Here is a 20,898-nt window from a genome sequence, read left to right on the forward strand (position 1 = left end):
CTTTAAGGTAAGGAGGTGATCCAACCGCAGGTTCCCCTACGGTTACCTTGTTACGACTTCACCCCAGTCATGAATCACAAAGTGGTAAGCGCCCTCCCGAAGGTTAAGCTACCTACTTCTTTTGCAACCCACTCCCATGGTGTGACGGGCGGTGTGTACAAGGCCCGGGAACGTATTCACCGTAGCATTCTGATCTACGATTACTAGCGATTCCGACTTCATGGAGTCGAGTTGCAGACTCCAATCCGGACTACGACGCACTTTATGAGGTCCGCTTGCTCTCGCGAGGTCGCTTCTCTTTGTATGCGCCATTGTAGCACGTGTGTAGCCCTACTCGTAAGGGCCATGATGACTTGACGTCATCCCCACCTTCCTCCAGTTTATCACTGGCAGTCTCCTTTGAGTTCCCGGCCGGACCGCTGGCAACAAAGGATAAGGGTTGCGCTCGTTGCGGGACTTAACCCAACATTTCACAACACGAGCTGACGACAGCCATGCAGCACCTGTCTCAGAGTTCCCGAAGGCACCAAAGCATCTCTGCTAAGTTCTCTGGATGTCAAGAGTAGGTAAGGTTCTTCGCGTTGCATCGAATTAAACCACATGCTCCACCGCTTGTGCGGGCCCCCGTCAATTCATTTGAGTTTTAACCTTGCGGCCGTACTCCCCAGGCGGTCGACTTAACGCGTTAGCTCCGGAAGCCACGCCTCAAGGGCACAACCTCCAAGTCGACATCGTTTACGGCGTGGACTACCAGGGTATCTAATCCTGTTTGCTCCCCACGCTTTCGCACCTGAGCGTCAGTCTTTGTCCAGGGGGCCGCCTTCGCCACCGGTATTCCTCCAGATCTCTACGCATTTCACCGCTACACCTGGAATTCTACCCCCCTCTACAAGACTCTAGCCTGCCAGTTTCGAATGCAGTTCCCAGGTTGAGCCCGGGGATTTCACATCCGACTTGACAGACCGCCTGCGTGCGCTTTACGCCCAGTAATTCCGATTAACGCTTGCACCCTCCGTATTACCGCGGCTGCTGGCACGGAGTTAGCCGGTGCTTCTTCTGCGGGTAACGTCAATTGCTGAGGTTATTAACCTCAACACCTTCCTCCCCGCTGAAAGTACTTTACAACCCGAAGGCCTTCTTCATACACGCGGCATGGCTGCATCAGGCTTGCGCCCATTGTGCAATATTCCCCACTGCTGCCTCCCGTAGGAGTCTGGACCGTGTCTCAGTTCCAGTGTGGCTGGTCATCCTCTCAGACCAGCTAGGGATCGTCGCCTAGGTGAGCCGTTACCCCACCTACTAGCTAATCCCATCTGGGCACATCTGATGGCAAGAGGCCCGAAGGTCCCCCTCTTTGGTCTTGCGACGTTATGCGGTATTAGCTACCGTTTCCAGTAGTTATCCCCCTCCATCAGGCAGTTTCCCAGACATTACTCACCCGTCCGCCGCTCGCCGGCAAAGTAGCAAGCTACTTTCCGCTGCCGCTCGACTTGCATGTGTTAGGCCTGCCGCCAGCGTTCAATCTGAGCCATGATCAAACTCTTCAATTTAAGTTTGATGCTCGTGAATTAAACTTCGTAATGAATTACGTATGTTCACTCAGAGACTTGGTATTCATTTTTCGTCCTAGGACGTTAAGAATCCATGTCACTTTGAGTGCCCACACAGATTGTCTGATAAATTGTTAAAGAGCAGTGCCGCTTCGTTTTCGCTGCGGCGCGGGGTGTGCATATTACGCTTTCCCGCTTCAGAGTCAAGCGTTTATTTTTGCTTTTCTCTGCTGACCCGGCGGCGTGTGTGCCGTTGTTCCGTGTCAGTGGAGGCGCATTATAGGGAGTAATTCTGAACCTGCAAGGATAAAGTGAAATTTATTTACTGACCGCTCACTTTCCAGGCAAAACCGACTCCAGACCTCAATTTTCGCCTGGTTTTTAAACAAAAACGAGCCGCAAGCGGCTCGTTTTTGCGTTTTGTGACTTACTGCACTGCCACGATGCGATCGTCGTTGGCTTCCAGACGGATAACTTTGCCTGGAACCAGCTCCCCGGAGAGGATCTGCTGCGCCAGCGGGTTTTCGATCTGCTGCTGGATAGCGCGTTTCAATGGACGCGCACCGTACACCGGATCGTAACCATTCTTACTCAGCAGCTTCAGCGCATCGTCGGAGATGTGAATTTCATATCCACGCTCTTCCAGACGTTTGTACAGACGCTGCAGCTGGATCTGCGCAATCGACGCAATGTGTTTCTCACCCAGAGGATGGAATACCACCACTTCATCAATACGGTTGATGAACTCCGGACGGAAGTTATGGCTTACTACACCCAGCACCAAATCCTTCATATGGCTGTAGTCCAGTTCACCGAAACGTTCCTGAATCAAATCGGAACCCAGGTTCGAGGTCATAATGACAACCGTATTACGGAAGTCGACCGTTCTCCCCTGCCCGTCGGTCAGACGACCATCGTCCAGCACCTGAAGCAGGATGTTGAACACATCCGGATGCGCTTTTTCCACCTCATCCAGCAGGATGACGGAATAAGGACGACGACGCACCGCTTCTGTCAGGTACCCACCCTCTTCATAACCCACATATCCTGGAGGCGCCCCGACCAGACGCGAGACGGAGTGTTTCTCCATAAACTCGGACATGTCGATACGCACCATCGCATCGTCGCTGTCGAACATAAAGTTAGCCAGCGCTTTGCACAGCTCGGTTTTACCGACACCGGTCGGCCCCAGGAACAGGAACGAACCAATCGGGCGGTTCGGATCGGACAGCCCTGCACGGCTACGACGAATAGCATTCGATACCGCTTCAACCGCTTCATTTTGACCAATCACACGATTGTGGAGATCGTTCTCCATGCGCAGCAGTTTTTCACGCTCGCCTTCCAGCATGCGCGCCACGGGAATACCGGTCCAGCGTGCCAGGACTTCCGCGATCTCGGCATCCGTCACTTTATTACGCAACAGACGCATCGTTTTACCTTCTGACTGCGTCGCGATCTCAAGCTGTTTTTCCAGCTCAGGAATTTTGCCGTACTGCAGCTCAGACATTCGCGCCAGGTCACCCACGCGTCGCGCCTGCTCAATGGCAATTTTTGCCTGTTCGAGTTCAGCTTTAATAGTCTGCGTACCGGAAAGGGAGGCTTTCTCGGCTTTCCACTCTTCTTCCAGCTCGGAATACTGGCGCTCTTTATCGTCCAGTTCTTCATTGAGCATATCGAGGCGTTTCTTACTGGCTTCATCAGACTCTTTCTTCAGCGCCTGCTGTTCCAGCTTGAGCTGAATGATGCGTCGGTCGAGTCGGTCCAGTTCTTCCGGCTTCGAGTCAATCTGCATACGAATGCTCGACGCCGCTTCATCAATCAGGTCGATCGCTTTATCCGGCAGCTGACGGTCAGCAATATAACGATGCGAAAGCGTCGCCGCCGCAACGATCGCCGGGTCGGTGATCTGCACATGGTGGTGCAGTTCATAGCGCTCTTTCAGACCACGCAGGATGGCGATGGTATCTTCAACGCTTGGCTCGGCAACAAACACTTTCTGGAAACGACGTTCCAGCGCAGCATCTTTCTCTATGTACTGACGGTACTCATCCAGCGTGGTGGCACCGACGCAGTGAAGTTCACCGCGCGCCAGCGCAGGTTTCAGCATGTTCCCGGCATCCATCGCGCCGTCTGCCTTGCCGGCACCGACCATGGTGTGCAGCTCATCGATAAACAGGATAACGTTGCCTTCCTGCTTCGCCAGGTCGTTAAGCACGCCTTTAAGGCGCTCTTCGAACTCGCCGCGGTATTTCGCACCGGCCACCAGCGCGCCCATATCCAGCGCCAGTACGCGGCGACCTTTCAGGCCTTCCGGCACTTCACCGTTGACAATACGCTGCGCCAGCCCTTCAACGATGGCGGTTTTACCGACACCCGGTTCACCAATCAGCACCGGGTTGTTCTTGGTACGACGCTGCAGTACCTGAATGGTACGACGAATTTCTTCATCACGGCCGATCACCGGGTCAAGTTTGCCCTGTTCAGCACGCTCGGTCAGATCGACCGTAAATTTCTTCAAAGCCTGACGTTGGTCTTCGGCTCCCTGATCGTTCACGCTTTCACCTCCGCGCATATTCTCAATCGCCTGAGTCACATTGGCGGTGGTCGCACCGGCAGATTTCAGCAGGTCGGTCAAGGTACCCCGTGATTCAAGCGCCGCCAGAACAAACAGCTCTGACGAAATAAAATTGTCCCCACGTTTTTGCGCCAGCTTGTCGCAAAGGTTCAGGACGCGCACCAGATCCTGCGACGGCTGAACGTCGCCGCCGGTCCCTTCGACCTGCGGTAAACGGCTCAGCGCCTGATCGATAGCGGTGCGTAACTGGCCAGCATTAATGCCAGCGGACGTTAATAAAGGACGTACCGATCCCCCTTCCTGATTCAGCAAGGCGCTCATTAAATGAAGAGGTTCGATAAATTGGTTGTCGTGCCCCAGTGCGAGGGACTGGGCATCGGCGAGAGCAAGCTGGAATTTATTAGTAAGACGATCCAGACGCATAACTCCTCCCATAACAGGTCAAATTTGCTACTGGAGATTAAATGAGGTCATCCCTCAATTATTCAAGGTTAATGACCTGAATTATGTGAAAAGAAAACGGCACGTGCCGGATCGTCTTGATTCTTTAGGTTATATCAGCCAAATGAAACTTGCCATACGCCCCGTCGTCTTGTCGCGGCGATAAGAGAAAAAATCACCCTTTTCGGTGAATGTACAGCGATCGCCGCCGAAGATCTGCGTTATGCCGACGCTGTTCAGGCGCTGACGAGCAAGCTGGTAAATATCGGCGAGATATTTATCTCCAGAAGGCAGGAAGGCGTCCACCGCTTGCGGATCTTTATCCATAAAGGCTTCGCGAACCTCCGGCCCCACTTCAAAAGCGCGAGGACCAATGGCCGGGCCAAGCCAGGCCATAATATTGGCGGGCTCATCCTTAAAGCAGGCGACGGTTTCTTCCAGCACGCCTTCACACAGTCCACGCCAGCCCGCGTGCGCTGCAGCCACCTCGGTGCCTGCACGGTTGCAGAACAGCACCGGCAGACAATCGGCGGTCATTACGGCACAAACGGTTCCCGGAGTATTGCTGTAAGAGGCATCAGCGCGTTTAGAAGCATAGGGTTCTCCCGTCAACTTCAGCACCGCCTTGCCATGAACCTGTTCCAGCCAGACCGGATTTGAAGGCAGGTTCCCCGCAGCAAACAGACGCCTGCGGTTCTCTTCCACGTGTTCCAGGTTATCGCCACAGTGTGCGCCGAGGTTCAACGACGCCCACGCGCCCTGGCTAACACCGCCAATACGGGTTGAACTGCAGGCAGCCACGCCGGCAGGCAATGGCCACTCCGGGACAATCAGTTTGGTCATAACCAGTCCACTTGATCCTTATGTTCTTCGAAATCGGCACGCATGGCGTCAATAAGGTCCACCATATCCTGCGGGATAGGCGCATGCCACTCCATCTGAATGCCGGTGATAGGATGGTAAAGACGCAGCATGGTCGCGTGCAGCGCCTGACGGTCGAATTTACGCAATACGCTGATGAACTCATCCGATGCGCCTTTAGGCGGACGAGGACGACCACCGTAGACCTGATCCCCCACCAGCGGATGGGTAATGTGGGCCATATGCACGCGGATCTGGTGGGTACGTCCGGTCTCCAGACGCAGACGCAGACGCGTATGGATACGGAAATGCTCCATAATGCGATAGTGCGTCACCGCCGGTTTACCCATCGGATGCACCGACATATGGGTACGCTTGGTTGGGTGACGGCTAATAGGCTCTTCTACCGTCCCGCCAGAGGTCATATGCCCAATGGCTACCGCCTCATACTCACGGGTGATTTCGCGCAGCTGCAGCGACTCCACCAGACGGGTCTGAGCAGGAACGGTCTTCGCCACCACCATCAGACCGGTAGTGTCTTTATCCAGACGGTGCACGATGCCCGCGCGCGGAACATCCGCGATCGGCGGATAATAATGGAGAAGTGCGTTAAGTACCGTACCGTCAGGGTTTCCCGCACCCGGGTGAACAACCAGATCGCGCGGCTTGTTGATCACCAGAATGTCATCATCTTCATAGACGATGTCCAGTGGGATATCCTGCGGCTCGAAGCGGATTTCCTCTTCGATTTCAGCATTGATGGCGACAGCTTCCCCACCTAACACTTTCTCTTTTGGTTTGTCCCAGATCTTGCCGTTTACCATCACGCGCTGGTCAAGGATCCATTCTTTTATGCGTGAACGCGAATAATCAGGGAACAATTCGGCCAAAGCCTGATCTAAGCGTTGACCGAGCTGATTTTCGGAGACTGTTGCGGTGAGTTCTACTCGTTGTGCCATAAACTGCTTCTTCGTTTAACGTTGGGTTTTACGGCTTTGCCGTTTAATATAGTGTGCTATTGTAGCTGGTCTTAATCGGGAGCAGGAACAGAGTTTCTCCCGGACAAACATTTGAGGAAAGTCAAAACGTCATGACGCGCATGAAATATCTGGTGGCAGCGGCCACGTTGAGCCTGGCTTTGGTGGGCTGCTCCGGTTCAAATGAACAGGTCCCTGACAATCCGCCGAATGAAATCTATGCGACTGCACAACAAAAGTTGCAGGACGGTAACTGGAAACAGGCGATAACGCAACTGGAAGCGTTGGATAATCGCTATCCATTTGGTCCGTATTCGCAGCAGGTACAGTTAGATCTCATCTACGCATACTATAAAAATGCCGATCTGCCGCTGGCTCAGGCAACCATCGATCGTTTCATGCGTCTGAACCCGACTCATCCTAACATCGACTACGTGATGTACATGCGCGGCCTCACCAACATGGCGCTGGACGACAGTGCGCTGCAGGGCTTCTTCGGCGTGGATCGTTCCGACCGTGACCCGCAGCATGCGCGTGATGCCTTCAATGACTTCTCCAAGCTGGTGCGCGGCTATCCGAACAGCCAGTACGTGACCGACGCCACCAAACGTCTGGTGTTCCTGAAAGATCGTCTGGCGAAATATGAATACTCCGTGGCGGAATATTATACCCGCCGTGGCGCATGGGTTGCCGTGGTTAACCGCGTAGAAGGTATGCTGCGTGATTACCCGGATACTCAGGCAACGCGCGACGGCCTGAAGCTGATGGAAAATGCTTACCGTCAGATGCAGATGACCGGTCAGGCTGAAAAAGTGGCGAAAATCATCGCCGCGAACAGCAGCAACACCTGATTTTGCCTCAATGCAAAACGGCAGCCCGAAGGCTGCCGTTTTTTTATTCGTTTCTGAGCGTCGCTGAAGCGCGTTAGCCTCAACACATCCTGTCAACTATGGCCCCAATTTATGCCTTCTACAAGGTAAATCTCACCTCTTCCTGCCCTGCCTCACAAAAAAGATTCCCTGACAAAAACCGACAAAATAACGTGATCTAAATCACACATTTTGACATTAGGTCGGGTATGCTGGAATCACCAAGACGGAAAGACAAGAGGTAAAATTTATGACAATGAACATTACCAGTAAACAAATGGAAATTACTCCGGCAATTCGCCAGCACGTCGCAGACCGTCTCGCCAAACTGGATAAATGGCAAACACATTTGATTAATCCACATATCATCCTGTCCAAGGAACCGCAGGGTTTCATCGCTGACGCAACTATCAATACTCCAAACGGCCATCTGGTCGCCAGCGCAAAACATGAGGATATGTACACCGCTATTAACGATTTGATCAACAAGCTGGAACGGCAGCTCAATAAAGTGCAACACAAAGGTGAAGCCCGTCGCGCCACAACGTCGGTGAAAGACGCCAGCTTCGCGGAAGAAGTTGAAGAAGAGTAATCCTTTAAATTGAGTGTACCGCCAACGCGCCTTCGGGCGCGTTTTTTGTTTTTTATTGACAGGGTGAAAACAGTACGGGTACTTTAACGGTATCACTCACAGGATGACTTTATGAAACTTACGCCGTTCTTCTTCGCATTCTTTTTTACCTTCCCCTGAACGGGAGGCGTTTCGTCGTGTGATAAAGAATGCGAAGACGAACAACAAGGCCTCCCACACCGGGGGGCCTTTTTTATTGATAACGATAAGATGAGACAGGCAACACTATGACACCGGAAAACCCGTTACTGGATCTGCGAGTAAAAATCAGCGCGCTGGATGAGAAACTGCTGGCGCTGCTGGCCGAACGCCGCGCCCTTGCCGTTGAAGTGGGTAAAGCCAAGCTGGACTCCCATCGTCCGGTCCGTGATATCGACCGCGAGCGGGATCTGCTGGAACGGCTCATTCAGCTCGGCAAAGCGCATCACCTCGATGCCCACTACATCACCCGGTTGTTCCAGCTCATCATCGAAGATTCCGTTCTGACCCAGCAAGCGCTACTGCAGCAGCATCTCAATAAAACCAATCCGCACTCTGCGCGTATCGCTTTCCTCGGGCCAAAGGGCTCCTATTCTCACCTGGCCGCACGTCAGTATGCCGCTCGTCATTTCGAAGAATTTATTGAAAGCGGCTGCGCGAAGTTTGCCGACATTTTTAACCAGGTCGAGACCGGCCAGGCGGATTACGCCGTGGTGCCGATTGAAAACACCAGCTCCGGCGCCATCAACGACGTCTACGACTTGCTGCAGCACACCAGCCTGTCGCTGGTCGGCGAGCTGACGATCCCTATCGATCACTGCGTGCTGGTCTCCGGTTCAACGGACCTGAACACGATCGAAACCGTCTACAGCCACCCGCAGCCGTTCCAGCAGTGCAGCCAGTTCCTGAACCGCTATCCGAACTGGAAAATTGAGTACACCGAAAGCACCTCGGCGGCGATGGAAAAAGTCGCCCAGGCGAACTCTCCCACCGTCGCGGCGCTCGGCAGCGAAGCGGGTGGCGCGCTGTATGGTTTACAGGTGCTGGAACGCAACCTGGCAAACCAGACGCAAAACATTACCCGCTTCGTGGTGCTGGCCCGCAAGGCAATCAATGTCTCTGACCAGGTACCGGCCAAAACCACGCTGCTGATGGCCACCGGCCAACAGGCCGGTGCGCTGGTTGAAGCCCTGCTGGTACTGCGTAATCACAACCTGATCATGACCCGGCTGGAATCGCGCCCAATCCACGGTAATCCATGGGAAGAGATGTTCTACCTCGATATCCAGGCCAACCTGGAGTCTGCTTCCATGCAGAAAGCCCTGCGCGAGCTGGGCGAGATCACGCGTTCCATGAAGGTGCTGGGCTGCTACCCGAGCGAAAACGTCGTCCCGGTCGATCCGATCTAACGTTCGATAAAACGGCTTTTCTTCATCCCTGCCACGCTCACCGGCAGGGTGAAGATGGCGCCGGAGAGCGGATATTTCGCCACCTCCTCCGCATCCATATTTTCCCGCGTGGTGGTGATAAAGAGCGTTTTCATATCATCGCCGCCAAAGCAAACCATCGTCGGGCAACGTACCGGCATGCGATACTCTTCCAGCTGCTCCCCTTGCGGTGAAAAACGCGCGATGCGCCAGCCGTCAAACAGCGCGCTCCAGTAGCAGCCATCCACATCCATCGCCGCGCCGTCCGGTATCCCCTCGCCCTCTTTAAACTGACGAAACACCTCTCGCTTACCCGGTTCGCCCTGCTCATCAAGCGGGGTACGGTAAATCACACCGTTTGGCGTGTCTGAGGTAAACATCCACTGCTTATCCGGGCTAAACGCTAAGCCGTTGTGCCCGTGAATATCGCACTGGATCACCTTCGGCGTCAGATCGTTGTCGATGCGCATCAGCAGGGCGCCGTTGTAATCTCCCGGCCCCCAGAACGTGCCCGCATAGAACCGGCCCTGATGGTCGGTCCCCCCATCGTTAAAACGCGCCAGCTGCGGGTTAGAGGGGTTGTCGCACACCTTGCGCTGCAGAAGGCCATGCTTATCGGCAAGCCAGATGCCATTGCGCATGGCGACAATAAACCCGCCGCGCTCGCGCAGCGCGAAACAGCCCACCTCCTCGTGGAAAGAAAGCACGGTGTGTTCCGCCGTCGGCAGATGGTAGCGGTGGATCTCTCCTTCCAGAATATCGGCCCAGTAGAGCGCGTGCTCGTCGGCGCTCCATGTCGGGCATTCAGGCAAATGCCCGGTGTAATTCAACAGCAGCTGCGGTTCGGCCATGACAGTTCCCCAAAATGAAAAAAGCCAGCAATGCTGGCTTTCAGTATATACATCATCGCATTACTGGCGACTGTCATTTGCCTGGCGCAACAACGTCCGGCTCTCATTCTGGAAACGCTGCGCGTAATCGCCAAACCAGTGCTCGACCTTGCGGAAGCTGTCGATAAACGCCTGCTTGTCTCCGTGCTCCAGCAGCGTAATGGCTTCACCAAAGCGCTGATAGTAGCGCTTGATCAGCGCCAGGTTATTTTCCGAGGACATAATAATATCCGCGTACAGTTGCGGATCCTGCGCGAACAGACGCCCGACCATCGCCAGCTCCAGACGATAGATAGGTGAAGAGAGCGCCAGCAACTGTTCAAGCTGCACGTTCTCTTCCGCCAGATGCAGGCCGTAGGCAAACGTCGCAAAGTGGCGCAGCGCCTGAATGAACGCCATGTTCTGGTCGTGCTCAACCGCGCTGATGCGGTGCAGCCGTGCGCCCCATACCTGAATCTGTTCCAGGAACCACTGATAGGCTTCCGGCTGACGACCGTCGCAGTAAACCACCACCTGCTTAGCCAGGCTGCCGCTGTCCGGGCCAAACATTGGGTGCAGACCCAGCACCGGCCCCGTATGCGCCGCCAGCATAGCCTGCAGCGGACCATTTTTGACGGAGGCCAGATCCACCAGGATGCAATCTTTCGGTAAAGGAGGCAGCTTCCCGATGATCTGCTCCGTCACGTGGATCGGCACGCTGACGATAACCATTCCGGCATCTTTCATGAGTTCCGGCGCCTGGGCCCAGTCCTCTTTCTCCAGAATGCGCACCTGATAGCCAGAAAGGGTCAGCATTTTTTCAAACAGGCGCCCCATCTGTCCTGCACCGCCGACAATCACCACCGGACGCAGGGTCGGACAGAGGGTTTTGAAGCCCTTGTCGTTTTCACTGGAATAGGACTCCCGCATCACGCGACGCAGAACATCCTCAATCAAATCCGGCGAAACGCCCAGCGCCTGCGCCTCTTTGCGACGGGAGGCCAGCATGGAGGCCTCGCGCTCCGGGACGTAGATCGGCAGGCCGTATTTACTTTTCACCTCACCGACTTCGGCAACCAGGGCCATGCGGCGCGCCAGCAGATCCAGCAGCGCCTTATCCACTTCATCAATTTGATCGCGCAGTGCGGTCAATTCAGCAACCATAACTACCCTCTTAAGCCAGACGCGTCGCCAGATGGCCGTTTAAATCTTTATGGATCTCACGCAGCAGCGCATCGGTGGTCTCCCAGCTGATGCAGGCATCCGTCACGGAGACGCCGTGCTTCATGGCGCTGCGCGGTTGTTCAGATGATTGATTGCCTTCATGAATATTGCTCTCAATCATCAGACCGATAATCGAACGATTGCCATCTTTAATCTGTGCGACCACGGATTCCGCAACCGCAGGCTGGCGACGGTAATCTTTATTCGAATTACCATGACTGCAATCTACCATCAGTGCCGGGCGCAGTCCCGCCTGCTCCATCTCTTTTTCACACTGCGCCACGTCCGCCGGGCTGTAGTTCGGGGCTTTCCCGCCGCGCAGGATCACGTGACCGTCCGGGTTGCCCTGCGTTTGCAGGAGGCAAACCTGGCCCGCCTGGTTGATACCGACGAAACGGTGCGGCATGGCGGCAGCGCGCATGGCGTTGATCGCCGTCGCCAGACTGCCATCGGTACCGTTTTTAAAACCAACCGGCATCGACAGACCAGACGCCATCTCGCGGTGGGTTTGCGATTCCGTGGTACGCGCGCCAATCGCGGACCAGCTGAACAGATCGCCAAGGTATTGCGGGCTGTTCGGATCCAGCGCTTCGGTTGCCAGAGGCAGCCCCATGCTGACCAGCTCCACCAGCAGGCGACGCGCAATCTTCAGACCTGCTTCCACATCAAACGAGCCATCCATGTGCGGATCGTTAATCAACCCTTTCCAGCCGACAGTGGTACGTGGCTTCTCAAAATAGACGCGCATCACCAGATAGAGGCTATCGCTGACCTCCTCCGCTAATGCTTTAAATCGACGAGCGTACTCAATGGCGGTTTCAGGATCGTGAATGGAGCAAGGACCACACACCACCAGCAGGCGCGGATCGCGGCCGGCGATGATATTTGAAATGGTCTGACGCGAGTGCTCAATCTGAGCCTCCTGCGCGACGCTCAGCGGAAATTCCGCTTTCAGTTGATCCGGAGTAATTAAAACCTGTTCGTCAGTGATATGTACGTTGTTCAGCGCGTCTTTTTGCATGATGGCGATCCTGTAAAGCTCGTTTGCGATAGTTGTTTTCCTCGATGAGGTGAGACCACGATACCATAAAAAGTAAACATTTCAATCCAAAATACGTACACATTAGTTTACAGAAGCCAATTTATTGCAAAAATCAGCCGACAAAAACGTAAAGTTTAAATTACAGACATATTTTCTTAAGCCAGGCTATGCTGAAGAAAAAAGGAGAATGGCTATGCGTTCAATTGCTCTCACGCTGTTGTCGCTGTTTTTAACGGGCTGCCAGATCAATCCTTACACCTTCCAGCCCGACTGGACCAGTCCATCCTGGTTTGATGCCGGTAAAGAAGACGCCATGAATGGCCTGCCGGTTAAAGATAACCAGACCCTGGCCGATAGTTTTAACGACACCCACGTTGATCGTAGTGAATATCTTCGCGGCTATACCGATGGTCAGAAGAGAGTCTGCGAAGAAGGGTTTATTCACGCCTGGGGATTAGCGGGCAAATCTTTCCCTGCCAGTTGCGATACTGTCGAAAACGCGACAAAACTGCGTGCGTCATGGCAAAAAGGAATGGATGAAGGTATGCGTTCCAGCAGACTCAATTAAGTCTGCTTTTAACCACCGGAAAATAAACAACAGTAGGATTTAGCTTAGGTTGGCCTGATGCTATTTCTGACATAATGACGGCTCTGATAAACAATGGTATTCTGCCCGCAACTCTTAAGGACATCTATTTCCGGAGCGATGTGGCGGATTCTGGTGAGAAATTTATTCTTGATCTCTTTTTTCCGACTCACTCTGGTGTTAATGCTGTTCCTTATGGTGGGCCCAGCGACGGCAGGCACGCTTACGGAAACGGATAAATCGGTACGTTCGATTGTCTCAGGCATTGTGAGCTATACGCGATGGCCGTCACTATCCGGGCAGCCCAGACTTTGCGTCTATGCCACTTCTCACTATACACACGCGCTCAGCGGCGACGAAGGGCACAACGAGTTACCCTACACTCCCGTTATTGTACGTAACGATCGGGAAGCCCTGGCCGCGACGTGCGATGCGATATATTTCGGGTCTGAATCACCGGCAAAACAACTTGAATTAATAAGTCAATATCAGGGCAGAGCGTTGCTATTAATCTCAGAGCAAAATCCGGAATGTGTAATTGGCAGTGCCTTTTGCCTGATGATCGATCGCGGCCAGGTACGGTTTTCCGTCAACCTGGATGCATTGACGCGCAGTGGCGTAAGAGTCAATCCGGATGTATTAATGCTGGCACGGAATAAGCAGCATGGATAAAGATTTCACATCAACGCCACGTCCGACGTTTAAAAGAACGTTGAGGCGAAACAGCATGATAAGCGTCATTATTACCATGACGTTAATATGGCTGTTGCTCTGTTTTGCTTCCGTCGTGACGTTAAAACAATACGCGCAAAAGAATCTCGAATTAACCGGCGCCACAATGAGCCACAGCCTGGAAGCATCGCTGGTTTTCAACGACTCGCTGGCGGCCAACGAAACGCTTGCCGCCCTGGGCAAACAGGGGCAGTTTGCCGCGGCGGAGGTGATTAACGCGCATAAAAAGCGGTTCGCCTACTGGTCCTGGAACCCGGAGGATAACAACGACACGCTGGGCGCGCTGGTCAGTCGCTGGCTTTTCCCCGTACCGGTTGCGCAGCCCATCATGCATAACGGCTTAACGATCGGCGAAATCCGCCTTACCGCACGCGACAGTTTGATCAGCCATTTCATCTGGACGTCGTTTGCCGTACTGACCGGCTGCATTCTCTTTGCCGCCGTCGTCGCGCTCATCATAACCCAGTCTTTGCATCGTGGAATGGTCACGGCCCTGCAGAACATTACCGACGTCGTGCATGACGTACGCACGAACCGCAACTTCTCCCGCCGGGTGAAAGACGGCCGTATCGAAGAATTTCACCAGTTTGGCGAGGACTTCAACAGTCTTCTGGATGAAATGGAAGAGTGGCAACTGAAGCTTCAGGCGAAGAACGCTCAGCTGTTGCGGACCGCCATGCACGACCCGCTTACCGGTCTTGCCAACCGCGCGGCGTTTCGTAACAGCATTGCGGCATTAATGAACGACCCTTCAGCCAGAACAAACTCGGCTCTGCTCTTCCTCGACGGTGATAATTTTAAGTTTATTAACGACACCTGGGGACACGCGGCAGGAGACTGTGTGCTCATCGAAGTCGCCAGCAGGATGATGGAGTTTGGCGACAAACGTCATCAGTCTTACCGTCTTGGCGGAGACGAATTTGCCATGGTGCTGTACGGCGTTCACTCTGAGCTTGAGGTTCAACACATTTGTGCTGCGCTTTCGCAGCAGTTTATCCGTCCGTTTGATCTTCATAACGGACAAAAAGCATCGATGTCACTCAGCATTGGCTTTGCTCTGGCGTGGGAAAATGCTTCCGTGGAAGCATTACTGGAGAGGGCTGACCGCAATATGTACCAGGTTAAAAACCAGCGTACGAAAACAATAAGTTAGAAAGGATACACTATGTTAAAACGTTACTTCGCGCCGTTAGTACTGGCCTCACTGGTTCTGGCAGGCTGTCAGTCGCCGCCGGAAGGCAAATTCACTCCTGAGCAAATTGCGGCGATGAAGTCTTACGGTTTTAACGAACTGAACGGTGACTGGTCGCTTGGCATGTCGGACACCATCCTGTTTGATAAAAATGACGCCCGACTGCGCCCGGAAAGTGAAACGCAGATCCAGTCCATGGCCTCTCGCCTGGCCGAAACCGGCCTGAACCACGCGCGAATGGACGGTCACACGGATAACTACGGGGAAGAAAGCTACAACGAAGCGCTGTCGTTAAAACGCGCCAACGCCGTGGCCGACGCCTGGGCGAAGGGGGCCAATATCCCGCGCAGCAATCTCACCACGCGGGGATTAGGTCAAAAATACCCGGTTGCGAGCAACAGTACCCCGCAAGGGCGCGCTGAAAACCGCCGCGTCGCAGTGGTGATCAGCACGCCATAGGGTTATTTAGCGGATGATTCGGCGAGCGTCACTCGGGTTGCCGCTCGCCAGCGCAGCCAGTCCACCAAAACAAACAGCGCCAGACTCACGCCCATAACGGGCAAGCACAGCCCCAGCAGCAGGCTAACCATCGCCGTAACGCCTCTTCCCCATCCTGACAGCGCCAGCCAGCTCTGGCACAGCGTCTGTACCGGGCTCACTGCCGATTGCGCAGGACGACGCATCCACCACATCCGGTATCCCCAGATAATGAGCACGCACAGGGCGAGGCCGAACGCCACGAGCAGCAGCTGATTTGCCTGGCCGAATAAGATCCCCATATGAAAATCCACGCCCCAGCGGGTCAGTTTTGCCATTAGCGGGAAATCCTCAAATCGGGTTCGGTCCAGCACCTGCATCGTATGCGGATCAACCGCAACGGCGTCCACCTGGGTTGGCCAGCTGCGATCGATTTCCGTCACCGTCCAGGCGCGATCTGCCGTTTGCGCCGGGCGGATCTCCAGCTTGCTGGCATCAATCCCCGCTTTACGCGCCGCGCTTAAGACCCCATCAAACTGCGTCAGATCCATCGCCATCTCCGGCATCATCATTCCGCCGTGATGGCTATGGTGTTCGGCATGTTCATCCACGCTCTCCGGCACACCGGAGAGCGTGGTGTTCACCTGAGGGGTGAGCCAGTTCATCTCTGCCCGCAGCTTATCAACGTTCCCGCCAGCCCACTGGGACCAGGTCAGGCCGGTTGCAGAGAATAAGAGCATTCCGCCCAGCAAAGCCCAGCCCAGCGTCACGTGCACGCGACGCCGGTTCTGGAAGCGATTGTTGATCCGTCGTTTGGGTCGGGTATAAAACCACAGGGCAATACCACCCAGCGCGGCCACCCACATCCAGGAGGCCGCCAGCTCGCTGTAGAGGCGCCCAATGTCGCCCAGCATCAGGGACGTATGCAGGTAATCAATAGTCTGACGCAGGGGTAAAATCCCGCTGGTGCCGTATACCGTCAGATCTCCCAGCACCGCCAGGCTCACCGGATCGATAAAGATAGCCCGGTTCTCCGATGGCCCAAGTTTCGGGTCAGCAAACATCACGCGGGTGGTTTCACCTTTAACCAGCCCCGGACGAACGGCGTGCAAACGTAAATCTGATCCAACGGTTTTTTCCGCCACGGCGATTTGTTCCGCCAGAGGCTGCGGCTCGCCCACGGAATCCGTGTGGAGCGCATGCCGGTAGAGCGCATTCTCCAGCTGCGGGGTTGCCACATACAGCGTACCGGTCAGCGCGGCGAAGAAGATAAACGGGCCGACAAACAGCCCAACATAGAAATGGAGGCGACGCAGCAGGTTTCCCCATGCCGCGCGCGAAGTGCAGGTCGTCATACTTTTCCTTTTTAAGGCAAAAAGTTATCAATATTTTTTTAAATGGAAAAAGCAGACTGCCGCGGTGGCGCGCGGGTATCAGGGTAAAGCCAGGGGAAAAAGTGCCAGTGGCTGACCGCCTGACGCGGCGGTTTCACGCGAAGCCTCTGCAGCATCACGCTGAGCAGGACGATCAGCGCCAGCATCATGCCCGGTACATGTGCTAACAGCACGCAGTAGCCGCACGCTTCAGCATGGTCAACAGGTACCGTATGGGACATATCGCCGTGGTGCTCATCCATCGACATCATGCTCATGTCATGATGCATACCCGGCATGGCGCTCATGGGATCTTTTTGCAACGAGACGGAGATCAGCGGCGCCACCACGATCAGCAGGATCGCAAACAGCGCGATCAAGGCCGCTGCGCGTTTCCGGTTTTGCTGATGCAGTACGTTATCCACTTCCCCTCCCCTCAAGAGGCAAGCATTGTAAATGATTTATGACGAAATGGTTAACGCGAGAGGTGCGATGGGATAAAAAAAGGGCCAGCCTTTCGGCCAGCCCTTTCTAACAGGATGTCGCTTAAGCGAATCTTAGTTCAGACGCTCTTTAATACGAGCAGACTTACCAGTACGCTCACGCAGGTAGTACAGTTTAGCTTTACGTACAGCACCACGACGTTTAACAGCAATGCTGTCAACTACCGGAGAGTGAGTCTGGAAGACACGCTCAACGCCTTCGCCGTTGGAAATTTTACGAACAGTGAATGCAGAGTGCAGACCGCGGTTACGAATAGCGATAACCACGCCCTCGAATGCCTGCAGACGTTTTTTGGAACCTTCAACAACCCATACTTTCACTTCCACGGTGTCACCTGGACGGAAGGAAGGTACGTCCTGCTTCATCTGCTCTTGTTCAAGTTGCTTAATAATGTTGCTCATAATTTAATCTCTTATCCTGGGTAAACTGATATTCGGGTGCGTATTACGCATTCCCATCATGTTCATGCTGCTGTTGCGCGTGTTCAGTTTTGAACTCGGCCAGCAACTTTGCTTGCTCTTCAGTCAGAGCCAGGTTTTCCAGAAGTTCAGGTCTTCTAAGCCAGGTTCGGCCCAGCGACTGCTTCAAACGCCAGCGACGTATCTCGGCATGGTTTCCGGACAGTAACACTGCCGGTACTTCCATCCCTTCTAACACTTCAGGACGAGTATAGTGTGGACAGTCCAGCAATCCATCGGCAAAGGAATCTTCCGTTGCCGAAGCTTCATGGCCCAGAACACCCGGAATGAACCGGGCGACAGAGTCAATCAGCGTCATTGCGGGTAACTCACCACCGCTGAGAACGTAATCGCCGATAGACCATTCTTCGTCAATCTCGGTTTGAATTACGCGCTCATCTATCCCTTCGTAGCGACCACAGACCAGAATCAGCTTTTGATTCGTCGCCAGTTCGCTCACGCCCGCTTGATCAAGCTTGCGTCCCTGAGGTGACAGATAAATCACCTTTGCGCCTTCACCTGCCGCGGCTTTTGCTGTGTGAATGGCGTCCCGTAAGGGTTGCACCATCATTAACATCCCCGGTCCGCCGCCGTAAGGACGATCGTCCACGGTACGGTGCCGGTCATGAGTAAAGTCACGAGGACTCCAGCTCTGGATGCTCAGCAGGCCATTCTTTACTGCCCGGCCAGTTACCCCGTAATCGGTAATCGCGCGGAACATTTCAGGAAACAGGCTAATTATGCCAATCCACATAGCGCCGTCTTTTACCGTTTATCCGGAGAATTTAAAAACCAGGATCCCAATCTACTTCAATGGTTTGAGTAGTGAGATCGACTTTCTTGATAACCTGTCCATCGAGGAACGGGACCAACCGCTCCTTGATGCCAAATGCATCTTTCAGGTTTGCCTTAATGACGAGAACGTCATTCGACCCGGTTTCCATCATATCGATGACTTTCCCCAGGCTGTAGCCTTCGGTAGTGACTACCTGGCAACCCATAAGGTCTTTCCAGTAGTAGTCGCCCTCTTCCAGCTGTGGCAACTGCGACGAATCCACGACAATTTCACAATTAGTCAGCGCATTCGCGGCATCACGATCGTCAACGCCTTTCAGCTTGATGATGATGTCCTGATTGTGGTGACGCCAGCTTTCCAGCTCGACCTCTTCCCACTTACCGCCTTTCTGGATAAACCAGGGCTGGTAATCAAAAATGCTATCAGCGTCTTCAGTGGAGGAAAACACTCTGAGCCAACCACGGATACCGTAGCAAGAACCCATTTTTCCCAATACGATCGGTTCAACAGGTGCTTTATTGCTCATCATGACCACCGTGACAGATTAAGCTGCTTTGTTTGCTGCTTTGATCAGCGTAGCAACGCGATCGGAAACAGTAGCGCCCTGGCCAACCCAGTGAGCGATACGATCCAGATCCAGACGAGTTTCTTCTTCTGCGCCAGCGGCCAGTGGGTTGAAGAAACCAACGCGCTCGATGAAGCGACCGTTGCGTGCATTACGGCTGTCAGTCACAACAACCTGGTAGAACGGACGCTTTTTAGCGCCGTGACGTGCTAAACGAATAGTTACCATAACATCCTCTTGTGTGAATAAAACAACCGGGCCCCATCGAGGAACGGAGCCCGGGTGTCATATTAAAAGCCCGAAAATTTTACTCATTTTCGGGCAAAAAGCAATCTCAAAAGCGATTAACGCCCTGGAAAACCGGGAGGCATCATCCCTTTCATGCCGCGCATCATCTTCGCCATGCCGCCTTTTTTCATTTTCTTCATCATGCGCTGCATGTCGTCGAACTGTTTCAGAAGGCGGTTAACGTCCTGCACCTGCATGCCGCAACCGGCTGCGATACGGCGTTTACGGGAACCTTTGATGATGTCCGGGTTAGCGCGTTCTTTCAGCGTCATCGAGTTGATGATCGCCTCCATACGCACCAGCACCTTGTCATCCATCTGCGCTTTCACGTTGTCAGGGATCTGGCCCATGCCCGGCAGTTTGCCCATCAGGCTGGCCATGCCGCCCATGTTTTTCATCTGACGCAGTTGCTCAAGGAAGTCGGTGAGATCGAAACCGTCGCCTTTTTTCAGCTTGCTGGCCAGCTTCTCGGCCTGCGCGCGGTCAACCTTGCTCTCGATATCTTCGATCAGCGACAGCACGTCGCCCATGCCAAGAATACGAGAGGCAATACGATCCGGGTGGAACGGCTCCAGCGCTTCGGTTTTTTCGCCCACGCCAAGGAACTTGATCGGCTTGCCGGTAATGTGGCGAATCGAAAGGGCCGCACCGCCGCGGGCGTCACCGTCCACCTTGGTCAGCACCACGCCGGTTAACGGCAGCGCTTCGTTAAACGCTTTCGCGGTATTCGCGGCATCCTGACCGGTCATGGCGTCGACAACAAACAGGGTCTCTACCGGGTTGATAGAGGCATGCACCTGCTTGATTTCGTCCATCATCGCTTCATCAACGTGCAGACGACCGGCGGTATCCACCAGCAGCACGTCGTAGAATTTCAGCTTCGCCTCTTTCAGCGCGGCGTTAACGATGTCGACAGGCTTCTGCGCCACGTCGGACGGGAAGAAATCCACGCCAACCTGCTCTGCCAGGGTTTCCAGCTGCTTGATCGCCGCCGGGCGATAGACGTCAGCAGAGACCACCAGCACTTTCTTTTTGTGCTTTTCGCGCAGGAATTTACCCAGCTTACCGACGCTGGTGGTTTTACCCGCACCCTGCAGGCCCGCCATCAGCACCACGGCCGGTGGCTGAGCGGCCAGGTTAAGCACCTGGTTCTCTTCGCCCATCGCCGAAACCAGTTCATTACGAACGATTTTGACGAACTCCTGACCCGGGGTCAGGCTCTTGTTAACTTCATGACCAACCGCCTTCTCTTTTACGCGGTTGATAAAATCACGAACAACCGGCAACGCGACGTCTGCTTCCAGCAGCGCCATGCGCACTTCGCGCAGCGTTTCCTTGATGTTCTCTTCAGTAAGGCGTCCGCGGCCGCTGATGTTGCGCAGCGTGCGCGACAAACGATCGGTTAAATTATCAAACATTGTCTCTCGCCTGAGTAGAAACGTTGGGCCGCCATGAGCGACACATACACAGAATTTTGCC

General features: G+C 54.2%; 21 protein-coding genes, 1 rRNA gene and 1 other annotated feature. Of the genes, 8 read left to right on the forward strand and 14 right to left on the reverse strand.

Going from position 1 to position 20,898, the window contains the following annotated elements; genetic code table 11:
• Positions 1–8: 8 nt before the first annotated feature.
• The 4 genes from ACMGGU_RS15680 to rluD form a co-directional block, all read right to left on the reverse strand.
• Positions 9–1,550, reverse strand: a 16S ribosomal RNA gene (locus tag ACMGGU_RS15680).
• A gap of 427 nt (positions 1,551–1,977) precedes the next feature.
• Entirely contained in the window at positions 1,978–4,551 is a 2,574-nt protein-coding gene (gene clpB, locus ACMGGU_RS15685; protein ID WP_045909253.1) for an ATP-dependent chaperone ClpB, read from the reverse strand.
• 129 nt (positions 4,552–4,680) lie between these two features.
• Positions 4,681–5,412: a purine nucleoside phosphorylase YfiH gene (gene yfiH / locus ACMGGU_RS15690; protein ID WP_048226733.1), complete on the reverse strand. Its 732-nt coding sequence runs from the start codon at positions 5,410–5,412 to the stop codon at positions 4,681–4,683.
• On the reverse strand, positions 5,409–6,389 hold the full coding sequence (gene rluD, locus ACMGGU_RS15695) for a 23S rRNA pseudouridine(1911/1915/1917) synthase RluD (RefSeq protein ID WP_008502468.1): 981 nt from the start codon (positions 6,387–6,389) through the stop codon (positions 5,409–5,411). Before rluD ends, yfiH begins: the two co-directional genes overlap by 4 nt.
• 131 nt (positions 6,390–6,520) lie before the next feature.
• Here rluD and bamD point away from each other — a divergent pair, with 131 nt between their 5' ends.
• The 4 genes from bamD (at position 6,521) to pheA (ending at position 9,295) form a co-directional block, all read left to right on the forward strand.
• Positions 6,521–7,258 (forward strand): outer membrane protein assembly factor BamD, encoded by a 738-nt coding sequence (bamD, locus tag ACMGGU_RS15700; protein ID WP_069720409.1) that lies wholly within the window; start codon positions 6,521–6,523, stop codon positions 7,256–7,258.
• 268 nt (positions 7,259–7,526) lie between these two features.
• Entirely contained in the window at positions 7,527–7,868 is a 342-nt protein-coding gene (gene raiA, locus ACMGGU_RS15705; RefSeq protein ID WP_008502470.1) for a ribosome-associated translation inhibitor RaiA, read from the forward strand.
• A gap of 110 nt (positions 7,869–7,978) precedes the next feature.
• Positions 7,979–8,104 (forward strand) — a sequence feature (Phe leader region).
• Positions 7,980–8,027, forward strand: coding sequence for a pheA operon leader peptide PheL (pheL, locus tag ACMGGU_RS15710; protein ID WP_100249759.1), 48 nt, complete (start codon positions 7,980–7,982; stop codon positions 8,025–8,027). Its footprint overlaps the feature before it by 48 nt.
• Before the next feature lie 30 nt (positions 8,105–8,134).
• Positions 8,135–9,295 (forward strand): bifunctional chorismate mutase/prephenate dehydratase, encoded by a 1,161-nt coding sequence (gene pheA, locus ACMGGU_RS15715; protein ID WP_021242003.1) that lies wholly within the window; start codon positions 8,135–8,137, stop codon positions 9,293–9,295.
• Here the strand turns inward: pheA and ACMGGU_RS15720 are convergent.
• From ACMGGU_RS15720 to aroF, 3 genes are read right to left on the reverse strand one after another with little or no spacing between them, the layout of a single operon-like run.
• Complete coding sequence (locus ACMGGU_RS15720; RefSeq protein WP_167213859.1) at positions 9,292–10,164, reverse strand: SMP-30/gluconolactonase/LRE family protein; 873 nt, start codon at positions 10,162–10,164, stop codon at positions 9,292–9,294. The genes pheA and ACMGGU_RS15720 overlap by 4 nt on opposite strands.
• Positions 10,165–10,224: 60 nt before the next feature.
• Positions 10,225–11,346: a bifunctional chorismate mutase/prephenate dehydrogenase gene (gene tyrA, locus ACMGGU_RS15725; protein ID WP_048226728.1), complete on the reverse strand. Its 1,122-nt coding sequence runs from the start codon at positions 11,344–11,346 to the stop codon at positions 10,225–10,227.
• A 10-nt stretch (positions 11,347–11,356) separates the two neighbouring features.
• Positions 11,357–12,427, reverse strand: coding sequence for a 3-deoxy-7-phosphoheptulonate synthase AroF (aroF, locus tag ACMGGU_RS15730; RefSeq protein ID WP_045909256.1), 1,071 nt, complete (start codon positions 12,425–12,427; stop codon positions 11,357–11,359).
• Between the two features lie 214 nt (positions 12,428–12,641).
• On the opposite strand from aroF, the gene ACMGGU_RS15735 reads away from it, so the two are divergent.
• The 4 genes from ACMGGU_RS15735 to ACMGGU_RS15750 all read left to right on the forward strand — a co-directional run bounded on the left by ACMGGU_RS15735 (position 12,642) and on the right by ACMGGU_RS15750 (position 15,417).
• Positions 12,642–13,016: a DUF2799 domain-containing protein gene (locus tag ACMGGU_RS15735; protein ID WP_048029288.1), complete on the forward strand. Its 375-nt coding sequence runs from the start codon at positions 12,642–12,644 to the stop codon at positions 13,014–13,016.
• Between the two features lie 138 nt (positions 13,017–13,154).
• A complete protein-coding gene (locus tag ACMGGU_RS15740; RefSeq protein ID WP_198925595.1) occupies positions 13,155–13,706 on the forward strand; it encodes a YfiR family protein in 552 nt (183 codons plus the stop codon).
• Complete coding sequence (gene dgcN / locus ACMGGU_RS15745; RefSeq protein ID WP_045909259.1) at positions 13,699–14,919, forward strand: diguanylate cyclase DgcN; 1,221 nt, start codon at positions 13,699–13,701, stop codon at positions 14,917–14,919. The genes ACMGGU_RS15740 and dgcN overlap by 8 nt, the downstream gene beginning before the upstream one ends.
• A 12-nt stretch (positions 14,920–14,931) precedes the next feature.
• Positions 14,932–15,417: an OmpA family protein gene (locus ACMGGU_RS15750; RefSeq protein WP_045909260.1), complete on the forward strand. Its 486-nt coding sequence runs from the start codon at positions 14,932–14,934 to the stop codon at positions 15,415–15,417.
• Between the two features lie 2 nt (positions 15,418–15,419).
• Here the strand turns inward: ACMGGU_RS15750 and ACMGGU_RS15755 are convergent, their stop codons facing one another.
• From ACMGGU_RS15755 to ffh, 7 genes are all read right to left on the reverse strand, one after another.
• Positions 15,420–16,790, reverse strand: a complete 1,371-nt coding sequence (locus tag ACMGGU_RS15755; protein WP_420300713.1) for a PepSY-associated TM helix domain-containing protein — start codon at positions 16,788–16,790, stop codon at positions 15,420–15,422.
• 38 nt (positions 16,791–16,828) lie between these two features.
• Positions 16,829–17,233 carry a DUF2946 domain-containing protein gene (locus ACMGGU_RS15760; protein WP_420300714.1) on the reverse strand — a complete coding sequence of 135 codons (405 nt, stop codon included), beginning with the start codon at positions 17,231–17,233 and terminating at the stop codon, positions 16,829–16,831.
• 132 nt (positions 17,234–17,365) lie between these two features.
• Positions 17,366–17,713 (reverse strand): 50S ribosomal protein L19, encoded by a 348-nt coding sequence (gene rplS / locus ACMGGU_RS15765; protein ID WP_002914145.1) that lies wholly within the window; start codon positions 17,711–17,713, stop codon positions 17,366–17,368.
• Positions 17,714–17,756: 43 nt separating this feature from the next.
• Positions 17,757–18,524 (reverse strand): tRNA (guanosine(37)-N1)-methyltransferase TrmD, encoded by a 768-nt coding sequence (trmD, locus tag ACMGGU_RS15770; protein WP_008502493.1) that lies wholly within the window; start codon positions 18,522–18,524, stop codon positions 17,757–17,759.
• Between the two features lie 31 nt (positions 18,525–18,555).
• Positions 18,556–19,095 carry a ribosome maturation factor RimM gene (gene rimM, locus ACMGGU_RS15775; protein ID WP_029741020.1) on the reverse strand — a complete coding sequence of 180 codons (540 nt, stop codon included), beginning with the start codon at positions 19,093–19,095 and terminating at the stop codon, positions 18,556–18,558.
• A 15-nt stretch (positions 19,096–19,110) separates the two neighbouring features.
• Positions 19,111–19,359 carry a 30S ribosomal protein S16 gene (gene rpsP, locus ACMGGU_RS15780; protein WP_003863133.1) on the reverse strand — a complete coding sequence of 83 codons (249 nt, stop codon included), beginning with the start codon at positions 19,357–19,359 and terminating at the stop codon, positions 19,111–19,113.
• A 116-nt stretch (positions 19,360–19,475) separates the two neighbouring features.
• Positions 19,476–20,837 carry a signal recognition particle protein gene (gene ffh, locus ACMGGU_RS15785; RefSeq protein WP_014884878.1) on the reverse strand — a complete coding sequence of 454 codons (1,362 nt, stop codon included), beginning with the start codon at positions 20,835–20,837 and terminating at the stop codon, positions 19,476–19,478.
• Between the last annotated feature and the right edge of the window lie 61 nt (positions 20,838–20,898).

Source organism: Enterobacter sp. BNK-8 (assembly GCF_048685095.1).
In the GTDB taxonomy this organism is placed as follows: domain Bacteria; phylum Pseudomonadota; class Gammaproteobacteria; order Enterobacterales; family Enterobacteriaceae; genus Enterobacter; species Enterobacter quasiroggenkampii.

Excerpts from the sequence above, each read along its gene's own strand:
- clpB (WP_045909253.1), bottom strand. The coding sequence starts at position 4,551 with ATGCGTCTGGATCGTCTTACTAATAAATTCCAGCTTGCTCTCGCCGAT.
- yfiH (WP_048226733.1), bottom strand. The coding sequence starts at position 5,412 with ATGACCAAACTGATTGTCCCGGAGTGGCCATTGCCTGCCGGCGTGGCT.
- rluD (WP_008502468.1), bottom strand. The coding sequence starts at position 6,389 with ATGGCACAACGAGTAGAACTCACCGCAACAGTCTCCGAAAATCAGCTC.
- bamD (WP_069720409.1), top strand. The coding sequence starts at position 6,521 with ATGACGCGCATGAAATATCTGGTGGCAGCGGCCACGTTGAGCCTGGCT.
- raiA (WP_008502470.1), top strand. The coding sequence starts at position 7,527 with ATGACAATGAACATTACCAGTAAACAAATGGAAATTACTCCGGCAATT.
- pheA (WP_021242003.1), top strand. The coding sequence starts at position 8,135 with ATGACACCGGAAAACCCGTTACTGGATCTGCGAGTAAAAATCAGCGCG.
- ACMGGU_RS15720 (WP_167213859.1), bottom strand. The coding sequence starts at position 10,164 with ATGGCCGAACCGCAGCTGCTGTTGAATTACACCGGGCATTTGCCTGAA.
- tyrA (WP_048226728.1), bottom strand. The coding sequence starts at position 11,346 with ATGGTTGCTGAATTGACCGCACTGCGCGATCAAATTGATGAAGTGGAT.
- aroF (WP_045909256.1), bottom strand. The coding sequence starts at position 12,427 with ATGCAAAAAGACGCGCTGAACAACGTACATATCACTGACGAACAGGTT.
- ACMGGU_RS15735 (WP_048029288.1), top strand. The coding sequence starts at position 12,642 with ATGCGTTCAATTGCTCTCACGCTGTTGTCGCTGTTTTTAACGGGCTGC.
- ACMGGU_RS15740 (WP_198925595.1), top strand. The coding sequence starts at position 13,155 with ATGTGGCGGATTCTGGTGAGAAATTTATTCTTGATCTCTTTTTTCCGA.
- dgcN (WP_045909259.1), top strand. The coding sequence starts at position 13,699 with ATGGATAAAGATTTCACATCAACGCCACGTCCGACGTTTAAAAGAACG.
- ACMGGU_RS15750 (WP_045909260.1), top strand. The coding sequence starts at position 14,932 with ATGTTAAAACGTTACTTCGCGCCGTTAGTACTGGCCTCACTGGTTCTG.
- ACMGGU_RS15755 (WP_420300713.1), bottom strand. The coding sequence starts at position 16,790 with ATGACGACCTGCACTTCGCGCGCGGCATGGGGAAACCTGCTGCGTCGC.
- rplS (WP_002914145.1), bottom strand. The coding sequence starts at position 17,713 with ATGAGCAACATTATTAAGCAACTTGAACAAGAGCAGATGAAGCAGGAC.
- trmD (WP_008502493.1), bottom strand. The coding sequence starts at position 18,524 with ATGTGGATTGGCATAATTAGCCTGTTTCCTGAAATGTTCCGCGCGATT.
- rimM (WP_029741020.1), bottom strand. The coding sequence starts at position 19,095 with ATGATGAGCAATAAAGCACCTGTTGAACCGATCGTATTGGGAAAAATG.
- rpsP (WP_003863133.1), bottom strand. The coding sequence starts at position 19,359 with ATGGTAACTATTCGTTTAGCACGTCACGGCGCTAAAAAGCGTCCGTTC.
- ffh (WP_014884878.1), bottom strand. The coding sequence starts at position 20,837 with ATGTTTGATAATTTAACCGATCGTTTGTCGCGCACGCTGCGCAACATC.